General features: G+C 69.0%; 15 protein-coding genes and 1 pseudogene. 7 read left to right on the plus strand and 9 right to left on the minus strand.

Features of this window, described 5'->3' with window-relative positions; genetic code table 11:
- Position 1: 1 nt before the first annotated feature.
- Positions 2 to 844, minus strand: a complete 843-nt coding sequence (locus tag ACFQ9K_RS43110; protein WP_378717274.1) for an NAD(P)H-binding protein — start codon at positions 842 to 844, stop codon at positions 2 to 4.
- Between the two features lie 81 nt (positions 845 to 925).
- Between ACFQ9K_RS43110 and ACFQ9K_RS43115 the strand changes: the two genes are divergently transcribed.
- Complete coding sequence (locus tag ACFQ9K_RS43115; protein ID WP_378717273.1) at positions 926 to 1,879, plus strand: AraC family transcriptional regulator; 954 nt, start codon at positions 926 to 928, stop codon at positions 1,877 to 1,879.
- Between the two features lie 26 nt (positions 1,880 to 1,905).
- Complete coding sequence (locus ACFQ9K_RS43120; protein WP_378717332.1) at positions 1,906 to 2,298, plus strand: acyl-CoA thioesterase; 393 nt, start codon at positions 1,906 to 1,908, stop codon at positions 2,296 to 2,298.
- A gap of 10 nt (positions 2,299 to 2,308) precedes the next feature.
- Here the strand turns inward: ACFQ9K_RS43120 and ACFQ9K_RS43125 are convergent, their stop codons facing one another.
- The 4 genes and pseudogenes from ACFQ9K_RS43125 to pdhA form a co-directional block, all read right to left on the minus strand.
- Positions 2,309 to 3,247 carry a dihydrolipoamide acetyltransferase family protein gene (locus ACFQ9K_RS43125; RefSeq protein WP_378717330.1) on the minus strand — a complete coding sequence of 313 codons (939 nt, stop codon included), beginning with the start codon at positions 3,245 to 3,247 and terminating at the stop codon, positions 2,309 to 2,311.
- A 696-nt stretch (positions 3,248 to 3,943) separates the two neighbouring features.
- Positions 3,944 to 4,150: pseudogene (locus ACFQ9K_RS43130) on the minus strand (biotin/lipoyl-containing protein); the annotation flags it as partial.
- Between the two features lie 16 nt (positions 4,151 to 4,166).
- The gene (locus ACFQ9K_RS43135) at positions 4,167 to 5,150 is read right to left on the minus strand and encodes an alpha-ketoacid dehydrogenase subunit beta (RefSeq protein ID WP_150407985.1); all 984 of its coding nucleotides are present in this window, start codon (positions 5,148 to 5,150) and stop codon (positions 4,167 to 4,169) included.
- Positions 5,147 to 6,259, minus strand: coding sequence for a pyruvate dehydrogenase (acetyl-transferring) E1 component subunit alpha (gene pdhA / locus ACFQ9K_RS43140; protein WP_378717271.1), 1,113 nt, complete (start codon positions 6,257 to 6,259; stop codon positions 5,147 to 5,149). Before pdhA ends, ACFQ9K_RS43135 begins: the two co-directional genes overlap by 4 nt.
- 135 nt (positions 6,260 to 6,394) lie before the next feature.
- Here pdhA and ACFQ9K_RS43145 point away from each other — a divergent pair, with 135 nt between their 5' ends.
- From ACFQ9K_RS43145 to ACFQ9K_RS43155, 3 genes are all read left to right on the plus strand, one after another.
- Positions 6,395 to 6,886 carry an Lrp/AsnC family transcriptional regulator gene (locus ACFQ9K_RS43145; RefSeq protein WP_150407983.1) on the plus strand — a complete coding sequence of 164 codons (492 nt, stop codon included), beginning with the start codon at positions 6,395 to 6,397 and terminating at the stop codon, positions 6,884 to 6,886.
- A 15-nt stretch (positions 6,887 to 6,901) separates the two neighbouring features.
- The gene (locus tag ACFQ9K_RS43150; protein ID WP_378717269.1) at positions 6,902 to 7,708 is read left to right on the plus strand and encodes an SDR family oxidoreductase; all 807 of its coding nucleotides are present in this window, start codon (positions 6,902 to 6,904) and stop codon (positions 7,706 to 7,708) included.
- A 74-nt stretch (positions 7,709 to 7,782) separates the two neighbouring features.
- A complete protein-coding gene (locus tag ACFQ9K_RS43155) occupies positions 7,783 to 9,195 on the plus strand; it encodes a uracil-xanthine permease family protein (RefSeq protein WP_378717267.1) in 1,413 nt (470 codons plus the stop codon).
- A 10-nt stretch (positions 9,196 to 9,205) separates the two neighbouring features.
- Here ACFQ9K_RS43155 and ACFQ9K_RS43160 read toward each other — a convergent pair whose 3' ends face one another.
- Positions 9,206 to 10,426, minus strand: a complete 1,221-nt coding sequence (locus tag ACFQ9K_RS43160; protein ID WP_378717266.1) for a benzoate/H(+) symporter BenE family transporter — start codon at positions 10,424 to 10,426, stop codon at positions 9,206 to 9,208.
- Between the two features lie 248 nt (positions 10,427 to 10,674).
- On the opposite strand from ACFQ9K_RS43160, the gene ACFQ9K_RS43165 reads away from it, so the two are divergent.
- Positions 10,675 to 11,493 carry a sulfurtransferase gene (locus ACFQ9K_RS43165; protein WP_378717265.1) on the plus strand — a complete coding sequence of 273 codons (819 nt, stop codon included), beginning with the start codon at positions 10,675 to 10,677 and terminating at the stop codon, positions 11,491 to 11,493.
- A 47-nt stretch (positions 11,494 to 11,540) separates the two neighbouring features.
- On the opposite strand, the gene ACFQ9K_RS43170 is transcribed toward ACFQ9K_RS43165, so the two are convergent.
- Positions 11,541 to 12,287 (minus strand): MBL fold metallo-hydrolase, encoded by a 747-nt coding sequence (locus ACFQ9K_RS43170; protein ID WP_378717264.1) that lies wholly within the window; start codon positions 12,285 to 12,287, stop codon positions 11,541 to 11,543.
- A 69-nt stretch (positions 12,288 to 12,356) separates the two neighbouring features.
- Between ACFQ9K_RS43170 and ACFQ9K_RS43175 the strand changes: the two genes are divergently transcribed.
- A complete protein-coding gene (locus ACFQ9K_RS43175; RefSeq protein WP_378717263.1) occupies positions 12,357 to 12,974 on the plus strand; it encodes a TetR/AcrR family transcriptional regulator in 618 nt (205 codons plus the stop codon).
- A 45-nt stretch (positions 12,975 to 13,019) separates the two neighbouring features.
- On the opposite strand, the gene ACFQ9K_RS43180 is transcribed toward ACFQ9K_RS43175, so the two are convergent.
- Both ACFQ9K_RS43180 and ACFQ9K_RS43185 read right to left on the minus strand, forming a co-directional pair.
- The gene (locus ACFQ9K_RS43180; protein WP_378717262.1) at positions 13,020 to 13,718 is read right to left on the minus strand and encodes an HNH endonuclease family protein; all 699 of its coding nucleotides are present in this window, start codon (positions 13,716 to 13,718) and stop codon (positions 13,020 to 13,022) included.
- An 80-nt stretch (positions 13,719 to 13,798) separates the two neighbouring features.
- Positions 13,799 to 14,161 (minus strand): hypothetical protein, encoded by a 363-nt coding sequence (locus tag ACFQ9K_RS43185; RefSeq protein ID WP_378717260.1) that lies wholly within the window; start codon positions 14,159 to 14,161, stop codon positions 13,799 to 13,801.
- Positions 14,162 to 14,199: the final 38 nt, after the last annotated feature.

Genomic DNA, 14,199 nt, shown 5'->3' on the forward strand with positions numbered 1-14,199 from the left:
ACTAGCCCTGGATGTTCCAGATTCCGGTCGATGCCGTGTCACGTGCGTACTCGGTGAAATCCCTTGGCTCCCGGCCCAACGCGCGGCGCACACCGTCGGCGGTCTTCGAGTTGCGTCCGTCCAGGATCGTGCCGAACAGGTAGTCGAGCAAGCTGACCACGTCGGCGGGCACCTGGTAGTCGGTCAGTGCCGCAACGAATTCCGTGCGGGAGACCGGGATGAAGGCGATGTCGCGCCCGGTCGCCGCCGAGATCTCCGCGACCGCCTCGGCGAAGGTCAGCGCGCGCGGCCCGGTCAGCTCGTAGATCTCCCCTTGATGCCCGTCCGCGGTGAGCGCGAGCGCGGCGACGTCGGCGATGTCGTCGGCGTGCACGAACGGTTCCGGCACCGCGCCGTTGGGCAGCGCCACCTCCCCGGCCAGGATGTACTCGGTGAACGCGCCCTCACTGAAGTTCTGCGCGAAGAAGCTGCACCGCACGATGGTCCAGTCGAGGCCGGACTCCTGCACGATCTCCTCGCACTCGACCGCCTCCGGCTCGCCGCGGCCGGACAGCAGCACCAGGGTGCGCACGCCGCTGTGCTTCGCCGCGGCGGCGAACGCGCGCAGGGTCTCGGGGGCGCCGGGCACCGCGAGGTCGGGCTGGTACGCGACGTAGACGGCCCGCACGCCCGCCAGCGCGGCCGACCAGGTGCCGCGGTCCGCCCAGCTGAACGGGATCTGCGCCGAGCGCGATCCGATCCGGATCGAATGCCCCGCCTGCTCGAGCTGGGCGGCGACGCGGCTGCCGGTCTTGCCGGTCCCGCCGGTGACGAGGATGAGGCCGGTTGTGTTGCTGTTTGTCATGACTCGAGTACATCGGTCTGGGGCGAGACGGGACATAGTTCAGCAGCTCATGGCCATGTGTGATCGTCTACTGTGGGTGGGGTGGATGCGCTCGCCAGTCTGCTCGAAGGTCCACGTGCCCGAGGCGCGTTCCTGATGTGTTCGTTGCTGAAGCCGCCGTGGTCGTTGCACATTCAGGACGAGGCGCCGCTCACCGTGGTGTCGATGGTGCGCGGTGGCGCCTGGGTGATGCTGGGCAAGAACTCGCCGCGCCGGCTGAGCGAGGGCGATGTCGCGATCTTCCGCGGGCCCGACCACTACACGGTCGCCGACGATCCGGCCACCGAGCCGCAGATCATCATCCATCCCGGCAACGTGACGAAGACGCCCGACGGCGAAGTTCTCTGCGAGACACTGAGTCTCGGCGTGCGGCAGTGGGGGACCGACGCCGACGGCGCGACCATGATGGTCACCGGCACCTACGAGTCGGCCGGAGCGGCCAGCCAGCGGCTGCTGCGCGCCTTGCCGCCGGTCATCGTGCTGCAACGCGGCGACTTCGACACCCGGCTGCTCGACATCCTGGTCGACGAGGCGATCAAGGACGAGCCCGCCCAGGGTGCCGTGCTCGACCGCCTGCTGGACATGGTGCTGATCGCCGCCCTGCGCGCCTGGTTCGCCCGCAACGACGCACCCGCCTGGTACCACGCCTACAGCGACCCGCTGGTCGGCAAGGCGCTGCGGCTGCTGCAACACAATCCGGCGCACGGCTGGACCGTGGCCGGCCTGGCCGAGGCGGTCGGGGTGTCCCGGGCCGCGCTCGCCCGCCGGTTCACCGACTTGGTCGGCGAGCCGCCGATGTCCTTCCTCACCGAATGGCGCCTCGCGCTGGCCGCCGACCTGCTCGCCGAGTCCGACGCGACCATCGAATCCATTGCCCGCCAAGTCGGTTACGGCAGCGCCTTCGCGCTGAGCACCGCGTTCAAACGCCACTTCGGCGTCAGCCCGCGCGACCACCGGCAGGGCGCCACGCCCGCTGAGCTATCGTCGGCCGGGTGACGCAGCAGTATCCGGTCCTCTGGCCGATGCCGACCCGCTGGGCGGACAACGACCACTACGGTCACGTGAACAACGTGACGTACTACTCGTACTTCGACACCGCGGTGAACGCCTGGCTGATGCACGCCACCGGCACGGACATCCGTGAGCTGCCCGCCCTCGGCGTGGTCGCGCAGACATCGTGCCAATTCGTCGGCTCCCTGAGCTTCCCCGATCAGCTCCAGATCGGCCTGCGCATCTCCCGCCTAGGCCGTTCCAGCATCACCTACGACCTGGCCATCTTCCGCGACACCGACGGCGACCTCGAACTAGCCGCCACCGGCGTCTTCGTCCACGTCTACGTAGACGCGAAAACCCGCAAGCCCATCGAAATCCCCGCCATAATCCGCACCGCCGCCACCACCCTCATCACCGACTGACCCGCGGGGGTTAGATGCGGCTGAGGAGGGTGAGGGGGTCCTCGAGCAGGGTGGCGGTGGTGGCGAGGAAGCGGGAGGCGAGTTCGCCGTCGATCATGCGGTGGTCGAAGCTGATGCCGAGGGTGGTTATCCAGCGGATGGCTAGTTCGTCGCGGAAAACCCAGGGGCGCTTGCGGATTGCGCCGAGGCAGAGGATCGCGGCCTCGCCTGGATTCACCAGGGGCACGCCGGTGTCGACGCCGAAGACGCCGACGTTGGTGATGGTGAAGGTGCCGCCGCGCAGGTCGGCCGGGCTCGCGGCCCCCGAGCGCGCGGTTTCGGCCAGCCGGCCGAGTTCGCGGGTCAGGTCGCGCAGGCTCAGTGACTGTGCCTCCTTGATGTTCGGCACCAGCAGGCCGCGGTCGGTGGCCACGGCGAAGCCGAGGTTGACGTAGTGCTTGGTGACGATCTCCTGATTCGCCTCGTCCCAGTAGGAGTTGATCTCCGGGAATTCGGCCAGCGCGGCCAGGGCCGACTTCGCCACCAGTGCCAGCGGGGTAAGGGTCAGTCCGGCAAAGGATTTGGTGCCGCGCAGGTGGTCGAGCAGTTCCATCGACGCGGTGCAGTCGACGGTGACGAAGGTGCTGGCCTGCGGAATGGTGCGGGCACTGGCCAGCATGGCCGCGGCGGTGCGCTTGCGGACACCGCTGATCGGGGTGCGGACCTCGCGCGACGTTGATCGGATCGCGCCTGTGTCGGTGCCTGTGTCAGTGTCGGTCACGGCCGGTGCGGGGGCGGCCTGCGACCGACTCGCCACCGTGCGTGGCTGCGCTGGTTCGACTGCGCCGCGCACATCCTCGACGGTGACCGCGCCGTCCGGCCCGGATCCCGCGACGAACCACAGATCGATGCCCAACTCGCGGGCCAGTCGGCGGGCGGCAGGGGTGGCGGCCGCCCTCGTTGCGGTCAACGGCGGGCGGAGGTTGCGCGAGATATGCTCTGCGGCTTGGTATTCGGGATCGAGCGAACCGGTTGCATCGGCTGAATCCTGCTGCATGGCAATCGATTCAGATTGCGCGGCGGGAGATTTGGATTGTGCGGCGAGTGATCCGAGCTGCGCCGCGGGCGATCCGGGCTGCGCCGCGGGTGAACCGGGCTGCGCTGCGAGTGAACCGGGCTGCGCTGCGGGTGAACCGGGCTGCGCTGCGGGTGAACCGGGCTGCGCGGCGAGTGATCCGAGCTGCGCTGCGGGCGATCCGGGCTGCGCTGCGGGTGAACCGGGCTGCGCTGCGGGTGATCCGGGCTCCGCGGTAGGCGATTCGGATTGCCCAGCGGGCGAACCGGTTTGCGCAGCAGGTGGATCGCCCTGTCCTGCAACACCGGATCGGTCGACGGCACGACCGCCACCATCAGCCGTCTCCGCCCGCTGCCTCGAATCCGATTCCCGCACAACGGATGCCGAACCCCGTCGCCGCCGCGACACCGCCTCCCCCTCCGGTCCATACCCCACCAGAACCGCGGTCCGCCCGGCACCCGGCGCATCACTCACCACATCGGAGCCGTTCTTCGCATTGCTCTGGCCGGTCGGCGCCTCATCACTCTGCACCCGGATCAACGGCGCCCCGACCAGCACCGTCTCCCCGGGCTGCGCGAGTAGTTCCACCACCCGTCCGCCGAATGGCGAAGGCAACGCCACCACCGCCTTCGCCGTCTCGACCTCGGCGATCGTCTGGTTCAACTGCACCTCGTCGCCGACACCGACCGACCAGGACACCAACTCGGCGTCGGCCAGCCCTTCACCCAGATCCGGCAGTCGGAACTCCAGGACATTCCCCGGCTGGTGGGCACGATCTTCCACGTGGGCACCTCTCACTACGGCGGACCGGCGGTCAGGCGGCGAGCGTTCGGTCGACCGCGGCGAGGATGCGGTCGGGGTCGGGCAGGTGGAACTTCTCGAGCTTGGCCGGGGGATAGGGGATGTCGAACCCGCCGACGCGCAGCACCGGCGCCTCCAGGTGGTAGAAGCAGCGTTCGGTGATCCGCGCGGCGATTTCCGCGCCGAGACCGGCGAAGACGGGCGCCTCGTGGGTGACGATCAATCGGCCGGTCTTGGCCACCGACTCCTCGATGGTGTCGAAGTCGATCGGCGAAAGACTGCGCAGATCGATCACCTCGAGCGAATGCCCTTCCTCCGTAGCGATTTTCGCAGCCGACAACGCGGTGGCCACGGTGCCGCCGTAGGCGACGACCGTGGCATCGGTGCCGACGGTGCACACCCTGGCCCGGTCGAGCGGCAGCCCGCCGTCACGGTCGAGCGCGAGGAAATCCACGTCGGCCTTGTCCCAGTAACGGCGCTTCGGCTCGAAGAAGATCACCGGGTCGTCCAGCGCGATCGCCTGGCGGATCATCAGATACGCGTCGGCGGGATTGCTCGGCGTCATCACCCGTAACCCGGCGGTATGCGCGAAATAGGCTTCCGGCGATTCCGAATGATGCTCCACCGAGCCGATCCCGCCGCCGAACGGGATGCGAATCGTGATGGGCGCGTTGACCTTTCCCTGCGTCCGATAGTGGATCTTGGCCACGTGCGAGACGATCTGATCGAAGGCGGGATAGACGAATCCGTCGAACTGAATCTCACACACCGGCCGGTAGCCGCGCAGCGCCATGCCGAAAGCCGTTCCGATGATGCCCGATTCGGCCAGCGGGGTGTCCACCACCCGGTTGTTGCCGAAGTCCTTCTGCAACGCGTCGGTCACCCGGAAGACGCCGCCGAGGCGGCCGATGTCCTCGCCCATGAGAATGACTTTGGGGTCGTCCTCCAGTGCGCGGCGTAGCCCGGTGTTCAGTGCGCCGGCGAAAGTGGTGATCATGAAGGGACTCCTTCCGGTCGCGCGGGCTCCTCGCCGGGATCGCCGGCCAGGTATTCCGCGTACTCCCGTCGCTCTTCGGTGATGAGCGCGTGCGGGGTGGTGTAGACGTGCTCGAACAGATCCATCGGCGCCGGGTTCGGCATCTCGATGGTCGAGGTGCGCACCTGCCGGGCGACCTCGTCGGCGTGTTCGGCGACCTGACGTTCGAATTGGTAGTCGAACAGCGATTCGCGTTCCAGCAGCCTGCGCAGCCGGTCGATCGGGTCGCGGCGGGCCCACTCCTCGGTTTCCGCGGACGCGCGGTAGCGGGTGGGATCGTCGGCGGTGGTGTGCGGACCCATCCGGTAGGTGAGCGCCTCGATGAACGACGGCCCGCCGCCGGAGCGGGCGCGCGCCACGGCCTGCCGGGTCACGGCGAGCACCGCGAGCGCGTCGTTGCCGTCGACCTGCACGCCGGGAATGCCGTAGCCGTAGGCCCGGCGCACGATCGGGGTCTGGCTCTGCACCCGGACCGGTTCGCTGATCGCCCAGTGATTGTTCTGGCACAGGAACACCACCGGCGCGCTCCAGCTCGCCGCGAAGCCGAGCGCCTCGGCGATGTCGCCCTGGCTGCTCGCGCCGTCGCCGAAGTAGGCGATGGTCGCGATCTCGGCGCCGTCCAGGTGCGCGGCGAAGGCGTAGCCGGTCGCGTGCAGGCCCTGCGAGCCGACGATGATGTTCGGGTTGGTCATGTTGACCGCGCTCGGGTCCCAGCACGAGTGCGCGACGCCGCGCCAGAGCCGGGTGATCTCGGTGGGATGCACGCCGCGGCAGTAGGCGACGGCGGCCTCGCGGTAACTACAGAACACGTAGTCGTCGGGATGCAGGGCGTGCGCGGACCCGACCTGGGTGGCCTCCTGGCCGAGCAGCGGGGCCCACAGGCCGAGCTGACCCTGCCGTTGCAGCGCGGTTGCCTCGGTGTCGATCCGCCGGGTGACGACCATGTCTTCGTAGAGCGCCCGTAGCTTGTCCGGGCCGACGTCGGCGACCAGGGCGGCGTGTTCTCGGTCGAGGACACGACGACCGTCGGGCTGGACCAGTTGCACCGGATACTCGACCTTGTCTGGCATCGGTGGTCGCCTCCTCACCATTCAGGTGTGCTCTACCTCACAGCATCCACGATAATGCGATGTGCGCAAGTGATCGACACGCGAATGCGCAGAATGCTCAATTCTTACCCCTTTGCCAATGTCATACTGCGTTGCATGACCAGAGAAAACGTCGACGTGACCTTGGACGCCACCGACGCCAGGCTCTTGCTGGAACTGGTCGCCAATCCGCGCGCCACCGGCGTGGAGCTGGCCGCCCGGCTCGGGCTGTCCCGCAACACCGTGCAGGCGCGGCTGTCGCGCTGGGAGGCGGGCGGCGTGCTCGGCAGTTTCGAGCGCCGGGTGCAGCCGCGCGCGCTCGGCTATCCGCTGGCGGCGTTCGTCGCGGTGGTGGTCGATCAGCACCAATTGGATTCTGTGGTAGACGAACTAGCGGAAGTGCCCGAGGTGACCGAGGTGTGCGGCATGACCGGGCTCACCGATCTGACGGTGCGGGTGGTCGCCAGGGACGCCGACGACCTGTACCGAATTGCCGGGCAGATCTTGAAGATTCCCGGCGTGGAGCGGACCAACATGGCGCTGGTGATGCGCGAATTGGTCGGCCCGCGTACCGCTCCGCTGCTGAATCGACTATCGCGCGGTAGCTGAAGCTAGGGTGCGGGGATGGAGATTTCGGGCAAGGTTGCGATCGTCACGGGGGCCGGTGCGGGGATCGGGGCGGCGCTGGCCCGCAAGCTGGTTGCCGATGGGGCGCGGGTGGTGCTCGCCGACCTCGATGCCGACGGGGCGGCCCGGGTTGCCGAATCCCTCGGTGCCGCAGCGGTTGCGGTGGGCGGCGACGTCGCGGACGAGCGAGTGATTCGCGGGTTGATCGAGCGCGCGGAGGCCGAATTCGGGCCGGTGGACCTGTATTTCGCGAACGCGGGCATCGGCGGTGGCGCCGGGCTCGACAGCACCGACGCGCAGTGGGCGGCCGCGCTGGAGGTCAACGTGCTCGCCCATGTGCGCGCCGCGCGGCTGCTGGTTCCCGGTTGGCTGGAACGTGGGACCGGCTACTTCGTCACCACCGCATCGGCCGCGGGCCTGCTCACCCAACTCGGATCCGCGCCGTACGCGGTCTCCAAGCACGCCGCCGTCGGCTTCGCCGAGTGGCTGTCGGTCACCTACGGAGACAAGGGCATTCGCGTGAGCTGCATCTGCCCGATGGGTGTCGACACCCAACTCCTCAACGGCGGTCTGGTCCCGGCCGAGCATGCCGCCGAAGCCGAACTCGCCGTGCAGGCGGTCAAAACCGCCGGTGCGGTCCTCTCGCCGGACCAGGTGGCCGAGGTCATCACCGCCGGCGTCGAAGCCGAACACTTCCTGATCCTCCCGCACCCCGAGGTGCTGAAGATGTACCGCCACAAGGGCACGGACTACGACCGCTGGCTCGACGGCATGCGCCGCTTCCAGGCGGCCCTGCGCAGCTGAGATATAGGTGTGATGTCACGCAGGGGAAACATTGCGGGCGCTCGATGTAAAGAAGACCGACTAGTTCTTTAGGTATGGCTGAGGCAGCGCATCTCGTCGATACCAGGTTGCCGTTCGGGCGGCAGCTCACCTTCGGTATTCAGCACGTGCTGATCATGTACACCGGGTGCATCACGGTGCCGCTGGTGTTCGGGGCGGCCGCGGGGCTCGACCGGGCCACCATCGGTTTGCTGATCAGCGCGGATCTGCTGATCGCCGGGGTGATCACGCTGGTGCAGAGCCTGGGCGTGGCGAAGCTCGCGGGGGCGCGGTTGCCGATCATCTGCGGTGCCACGTTCATCGGGCTCGATCCGATGATTCTGATCGCCAAGGAGTACGGGCTCCCGGCGGTGTATGGGTCGATGATGATCGGCGGTGTGGTCGGCGTGGCGCTGGCGTATCCGTTCGCGCGGCTGGTCCGGTTCTTTCCGCCGCTGGTCACCGGGACGGTGCTCACCGTGGTCGGGGTCTCGCTGATCGGGGTGGCGGGCGGCCTGATCATCGGCAAGAACCCGGCGGCGCCCGATTTCGCCGCGCCGTCGCACATCGGCCTGGCCGCGGTGGTCTTCGTGATCGCGGTCGGGTTCCTGTGTCTCGGTCGCGGCATGGTCGCCCAGCTCGGCGTGCTGATCGGACTGGTGGTCGGCATCGTGATCGCGGCCCCGATGGGCCTGATCGATACCGGCGGCATCGGCGAGGCCGCGTGGGTCGGCCTGCCGAAGCCGTTCCATTTCGGCGCGCCGGAGTTCCCGATCACCGGGGTGGTCGCGATGAGCGTGGTGATGGCGGTGGTGTTCGCCGAGTCGACGGCGAGCATGCTGGCGATCAGCGAGATCACCGGAAAGCCGATCGGCAAGGGCGATCTGGCGCGCGGCCTGGTCGGCGACGGACTCTCCGGCGTGCTCGGCGGCGTGTTCACCGCGTTCGTCGACACGATCTTCAACCAGAACGTCGGCGCCGTGGCGGCTACCCGCGTGTTCAGCCGCTATGTCACCGCTACCAGCGGCGCGATCCTGGTGCTGCTGGGGCTGCTGCCTCGCTTCGGCGCGATCGTCGCGGCGGTGCCGCAGCCGGTGGTGGGCGGTGTCGGGCTGGTGCTGTTCGCCACGATCGCCGTCGTCGGCGTCGACACCCTGCGCAAAGCCGACCTCGCCGACCGGGTCAACGCCACCATCGTCGCCACCGCGCTCGGCGTTGGCCTCCTGCCGGTCATGGCGAAGGACATGTTCGTCCACTTCCCGTCGTCCGCGCAGATCCTGCTCACCAGCGGCATAACCCTCGGTGCCGTAACAGCTTTCACGCTCAACCTGCTCTTCAACCACACCCCATTGGGCGTGCTCGCGCGCAGCGGCTCCACCCCGGCAACGGTCGAGCGGCCGACCGGCAGCGAACCGGAAGTCCACCGCGACATCGCCACCGCGGCCCCGTCCGCTCCGGCGCCCGCCTGACCGGCGCCGATCACTCGCGAAGGGCGAGCACCTTACGCACCACCAGGCCCGCGATCAGCGCCCAGAAGGCCGCGCCGACGCCGAGGAAGCCCACGCCGGAGGCGGCGATCAGGAAGGTGATGATGCCCGCCTCGCGGTGCTTTTCGGAGCTGAGGGCGCCGGTCAGCGCGGCGGCGAGCGTGGCAAGCAGGGCGAGGCCCGCGACGGTCTCCAGGACGCCCTTCGGTGCGACGGCGATGAAGGTGACCAGGGCTGCCGAACCGAGGGCGACGACGAAGTAGACGATGCCGGAGGTGAAGGTGGCGATCCAGCGCTTCTTCGGGTCCGGGTGCGCCGGCGGGGCGGCCGAGAGGGCGGCGCTGATCGCGGCCAGGTTGATCGCGTGCCCGCCCGCGGGCGCGCCGATGATGGTGCCGATGCCGGTGACGGTCATCGCGGCCCGCCACGGGACCTGGTAGCCAAAGGATTTCATGACCGCCGTGCCGGGGATGTTCTGCGACGCCATGGTGACGATGTAGAGCGGGATCGCGACACCGATCATCGCTTGCCAATTCCAGTGTGGCAGCGTCAGTTCCACCGAGGGCACCATCGCGGCGACGTCGAGGTGCCGGTGCTGCACGGCAATGCTGATGCCGGAGCCGATGGCCGCCGTGCCGAACGCCGCGATCACCGCCCAGCGCTTGGCCACCCGTTGCAGCACCAGCCAGACCAGGATCACCGGAATCACCACCGCCGGGCTGGACGGCACCGCCTTGACCGGCGCCAGGCACAGCGGCAACAGCACCCCGGCCAGCATGGCCTGGGCGATCTCCACCGGAATCGCGGCCACCAGCCGGCCGAGCCGCTGCCACACACCGGTGATCACGATCAACACCCCCGCGATCGCGAACGCGCCGACCGCGGCGGCCCAGCCGCCCGCCACCGCGCCGGTGCTCGCCAGCAGCGCGGCGCCGGGGGTCGACCAGGCCAGCGTGATCGGCATCCGGAACCGGTAGCTGAGCAGCACCATGCCGATCGCCTGCGTCACGCACAGCGCGAGCAGGCCGGAGGCGGCCTGGGCCGGGTTCGCGCCGACCGCGTTCAGTCCGCTCAACACCACCGCGAACGAACTGGTGAAGCCCACGAGTGCGGTGACCACGCCGGCGCCAACCGCCTGCGCGGACCCGGCCTCGGGGACGACCGGGGATTCCGGCTCGGCGGGCGCCTCGGTGGCCGGGGAAACGTTCGACATTGTGGCGATCCTGCCCGCGACTGGACTGGTCGTCACGGGCCAGTCGGCCGAAACTGGACCGAATTTCCGACTGTCCGCGACCAGGGGTGCCAGCCGCGGCCGGTCCCGGCGATGGACGGCCCGATCGCCCGCGCCGGCCGTTCTTACCGGCGAGTAGCGCTGGGGTGCAGCCACATTGCCCAGTTCAGATGCGTAGTGTGAGGGGTATTCGGTGCGCGAAGGTGCGATTACTGGACTAGGAGCCTGGGTTGAGCGCGGTACTGATCTCGCCGGTGGAGCTTCGGGAGGCGTTGTCGGACAAGCGGGTTCGCCTGCTGGATGTCCGATGGGCGCTGGGTGACCCGGACGGCCCGCAACACTATCTGGACGGCCACATCCCCGGCGCGGTGTTCGTCGACATGGAGACCGAGCTGGCCGCGCCGCCCTCGCCGGCCCGCGGCAGGCATCCGCTGCCGGACATCGCGCAGTTGCAGAAATGCGCGCGCAGCTGGGGCATCCGCAACGGCGATCCGGTGGTCGTCTACGACGCGACCGGCGGCATGGCCGCGGCCCGCGCCTGGTGGCTGCTGCGCTGGGCGGGGATCGCCGACGTGCGCATCCTCGACGGCGGGCTGCCCGGCTGGACCGACTCCGGCGACGAGCTCGCGACCGGCACCGAGCCCGATCCGGAACCCGGCGACGTCGAACTGAGCCCGGGCCACCTGAAGGTCATCGATGCCGACGCGGCCGCCCGCTGGCGCGGCGTGCTGCTCGATGCCCGCGCGGGCGAGCGCTATCGCGGCGAGATCGAGCCGATCGATCCGCGCGCCGGGCACATTCCCGGCGCGATCAGCGCGCCTACCGCCGAAAACCTCGACGCCGACGGGCGGTTCCGCGCCCCGGCCGAATTGCGCGACCGGTTCGCCGGATTCACCGCGGAACCGGTCGCGGTCTACTGCGGCTCCGGCGTCACCGCGGCCCACCAGGTCGCGGCGCTCGCGGTGGTCGGCATCGATGCGGCGCTGTACCCGGGATCGTGGTCGCAGTGGTCGAACGACCCGAAGCGACCGGTCGCGACCGGAAGCTGAGCATCGGGGGTTGAACACCCCTCGGTATGCCCGGCTCCTGCCGTCGCTCACAGTGGCAATGACCGGCCCGGCGGGAGGATGTGCACGGTGGTGTCGGGAGCCAGGTCGGCGGCCGCGTCGCGGTACCGCCCGGGATCGCGGGTCGCTTTGGTCATCACGCGATCGCCGAGGGGTCCGCTGGTGAAGGCGTAGTGGATGGGGACGGCCAGACGGGGACGCAGGGCGCGGGTGAGATCGGCGGCATCGACGGCGTCCATCACTACCTTGCGGTTGAAGGCGGGGCGGATGCGCAGCCCGTTGATCGGGAGCAGGGCCAAGTCCAAGGCCGGGAAGCGCTGCGTGATTTCGTCCAGCTCGGTGATCCGCAGGGTGTCGGCGCCGAAGAAGACGCTGCGGTTATCGGCGCGTAGGACGAAGGTCAGTTCGGGGACGCTGTGGCTGGCGGGTGTGGCGGTCACTTCGACGGGGCCGAGCTGGGTTCGTTGCCATGGGTCCAACTCGGTGACATTGCGGAATCCGGCCGCGTGCACCGCTTTCGCGAGCCCGCGCACGACCGCGAACGGGACGTTCTTGTCCGGGTAGGCGCGGAGCGCGTTCAGGTCGCAATGGTCGTAGTGGGCATGGCTGATCGCGATGCCGGCCAGCTCGGGCAACTCGGCTGCCGCGGCGATGCTGCGCGGCTCGCCCTGGTGGTAGAAGGGGCGCTCGGAAAACCAGGGATCGGTGAGGATCTTGGCGCCACCGAAATCGAGCAGGACGCTGGCGTGGACGATGCGAGTCACGCTGACGGACATGGGATTTCCTAACAAGACGGGTGTCTACTGATAGTGGTAAGTGGACACCCGTCTTGTTATCCTGTCAAGGTGACGGAGAAAGCTCCCCGGAATCGCAATCGGCGCGGTGACGGTGCCCGCTTGCGCGATGAAATAGTGACCGCGGCAAGCGGATTGCTGGAAACCCTGGATGGACAGGACGCACTGTCGCTGCGTGCCGTGGCGCGCGCGGTGGGTATCGCGCCGCAGAGTGTCTATCTGCACTTCGCCGACCGCCGCGACCTGCTCACGGCGGTCTACGAGGTCCGATTCGCCGAGCTGCGGGCCGCGCTTTCGGTCGCGGACGCGGCGGACGGGCCTGCTCGCCTTGCTCGAATATGCCGTGCCTACTGCGAATACGGCCTGAGCAATCCGGGCCACTACCGAGTTCTGTTCGGCACCGCGGGCACACCCGGTTGGGAGCCGACCGGGGCCCAGCTGCCGGGCCTGCCGGTCTTCCAGGGGCTCGTGGACGCCGTGGCGGCGTGCGGCAGCGCGGATCCGACCGCCACCGCCATCTGCCTGTGGGCCGCGATGCACGGCCTGGTCACACTGCGCCAGGACCGGCCGAGCTTTCCGTGGCCGGACCTCGACGTACTGCTCGAAACGTTGATCACCGCACATCTCTGCGCTGTCCCGAACTCGGCGACCACGCGACCGCACGGTTGAATTCCCTCGGCGGAAGACCATGTCGACCGCTTGGTTCGCCGATGCTCAGGGGCAGGTGCGCGCCACGCCCTGCAATGTCCTGGCGTCCGCCTCGGTCAGCGCCAGTTCGTAGTGCACGGCCACGGAGAGGTACTTGCCCGCGTAGAAGCAGTGGTTCGCGCGGGCGGGCGGCAGCCATTCTGCCGGGGTCTTGTCACCCTTGGCCTCATTGGTGCGCCCATCGGTGGCGAGCAGGGTGAAGTCGACATCGTTGGCGAAGCGGATGCGCCGCTCGGGCGGCCAGCCCGCCGCGCCCAGATCCCAGGCGGCGGCCAGCGGAAAGACGTGATCGATCTGCACGTCGTTGGCGTCGGCCTTCTTGAACGGGATCTGCTTGCCGGTGTACGGATCGGTCAACGTGCCCCCGACGACCACGCAATCGTGCGTCCCCGGCCGGAAACTCACCCCGGCGAGCTGCCTGGCCAGCACGTTGTTCCGGGTATCGCAGCCATCGTGCCCGCCGGGACCGTCGTTGTCGTCGGTCCAGGCCGGCCCGAACACACACCCCTGTCCCGCCTTGCAGCCACGGTCGTATCCGCCGGGATGCGGCCGGTCCGGCACCACCCGCACGCCGGCGAGCAACTGCTCCAGCTCGGCCCTGGTCGGACTGCCCGGCGCGGGCGCGACCGGGCCGGCGCCGAGCTGAGCGCACCCGGCGGCGCACATCGCCACGAGCGCGCCGACGAGCCAACGCCGAATGTCCATGGCGCCAGATGTACACGCAGGGGCCGACATTCGTAATACCTGAAGGGCGAGCGGTGATCAGAGCTGGAGCGACACAACCCTCACAACCAGGCGCGGGCCAGCAGGTCGTCGTCGGCGACCTCGCTTGCCCGCGGCGGGAACCGGGTGGCCGAGATCGACTCGGAATTGGCGCCGTCGTGCCCGATCAGCCAGGAGCCGCCGCGCTCCTCGCACTCGGCGAGTTTGGCGAAGGTGGCGAGCAGGAAGGCGATGGCGTCGTGCGAGTCGGGGGTTCTGGCCAGGCGCTGCGATTCACCGGGGCGGGACAGGTCCAGCCACACGCCGGACTGACCGTCGAGCCGCATGCCGACGATCTTCTCGGCGTTGATGAAGGTGAATTTGCGCCGTTCCCATGGCGTCGTCGGCGTGAAGCTCTGCTCGAGGACCTGGAGCAGAATCGTCATGATTGCCTCCGTTGACCAGCGGATATTCAAGTATGTTC

Source organism: Nocardia sp. NPDC056564, assembly GCF_042793755.1.
In the GTDB taxonomy this organism is placed as follows: domain Bacteria; phylum Actinomycetota; class Actinomycetes; order Mycobacteriales; family Mycobacteriaceae; genus Nocardia.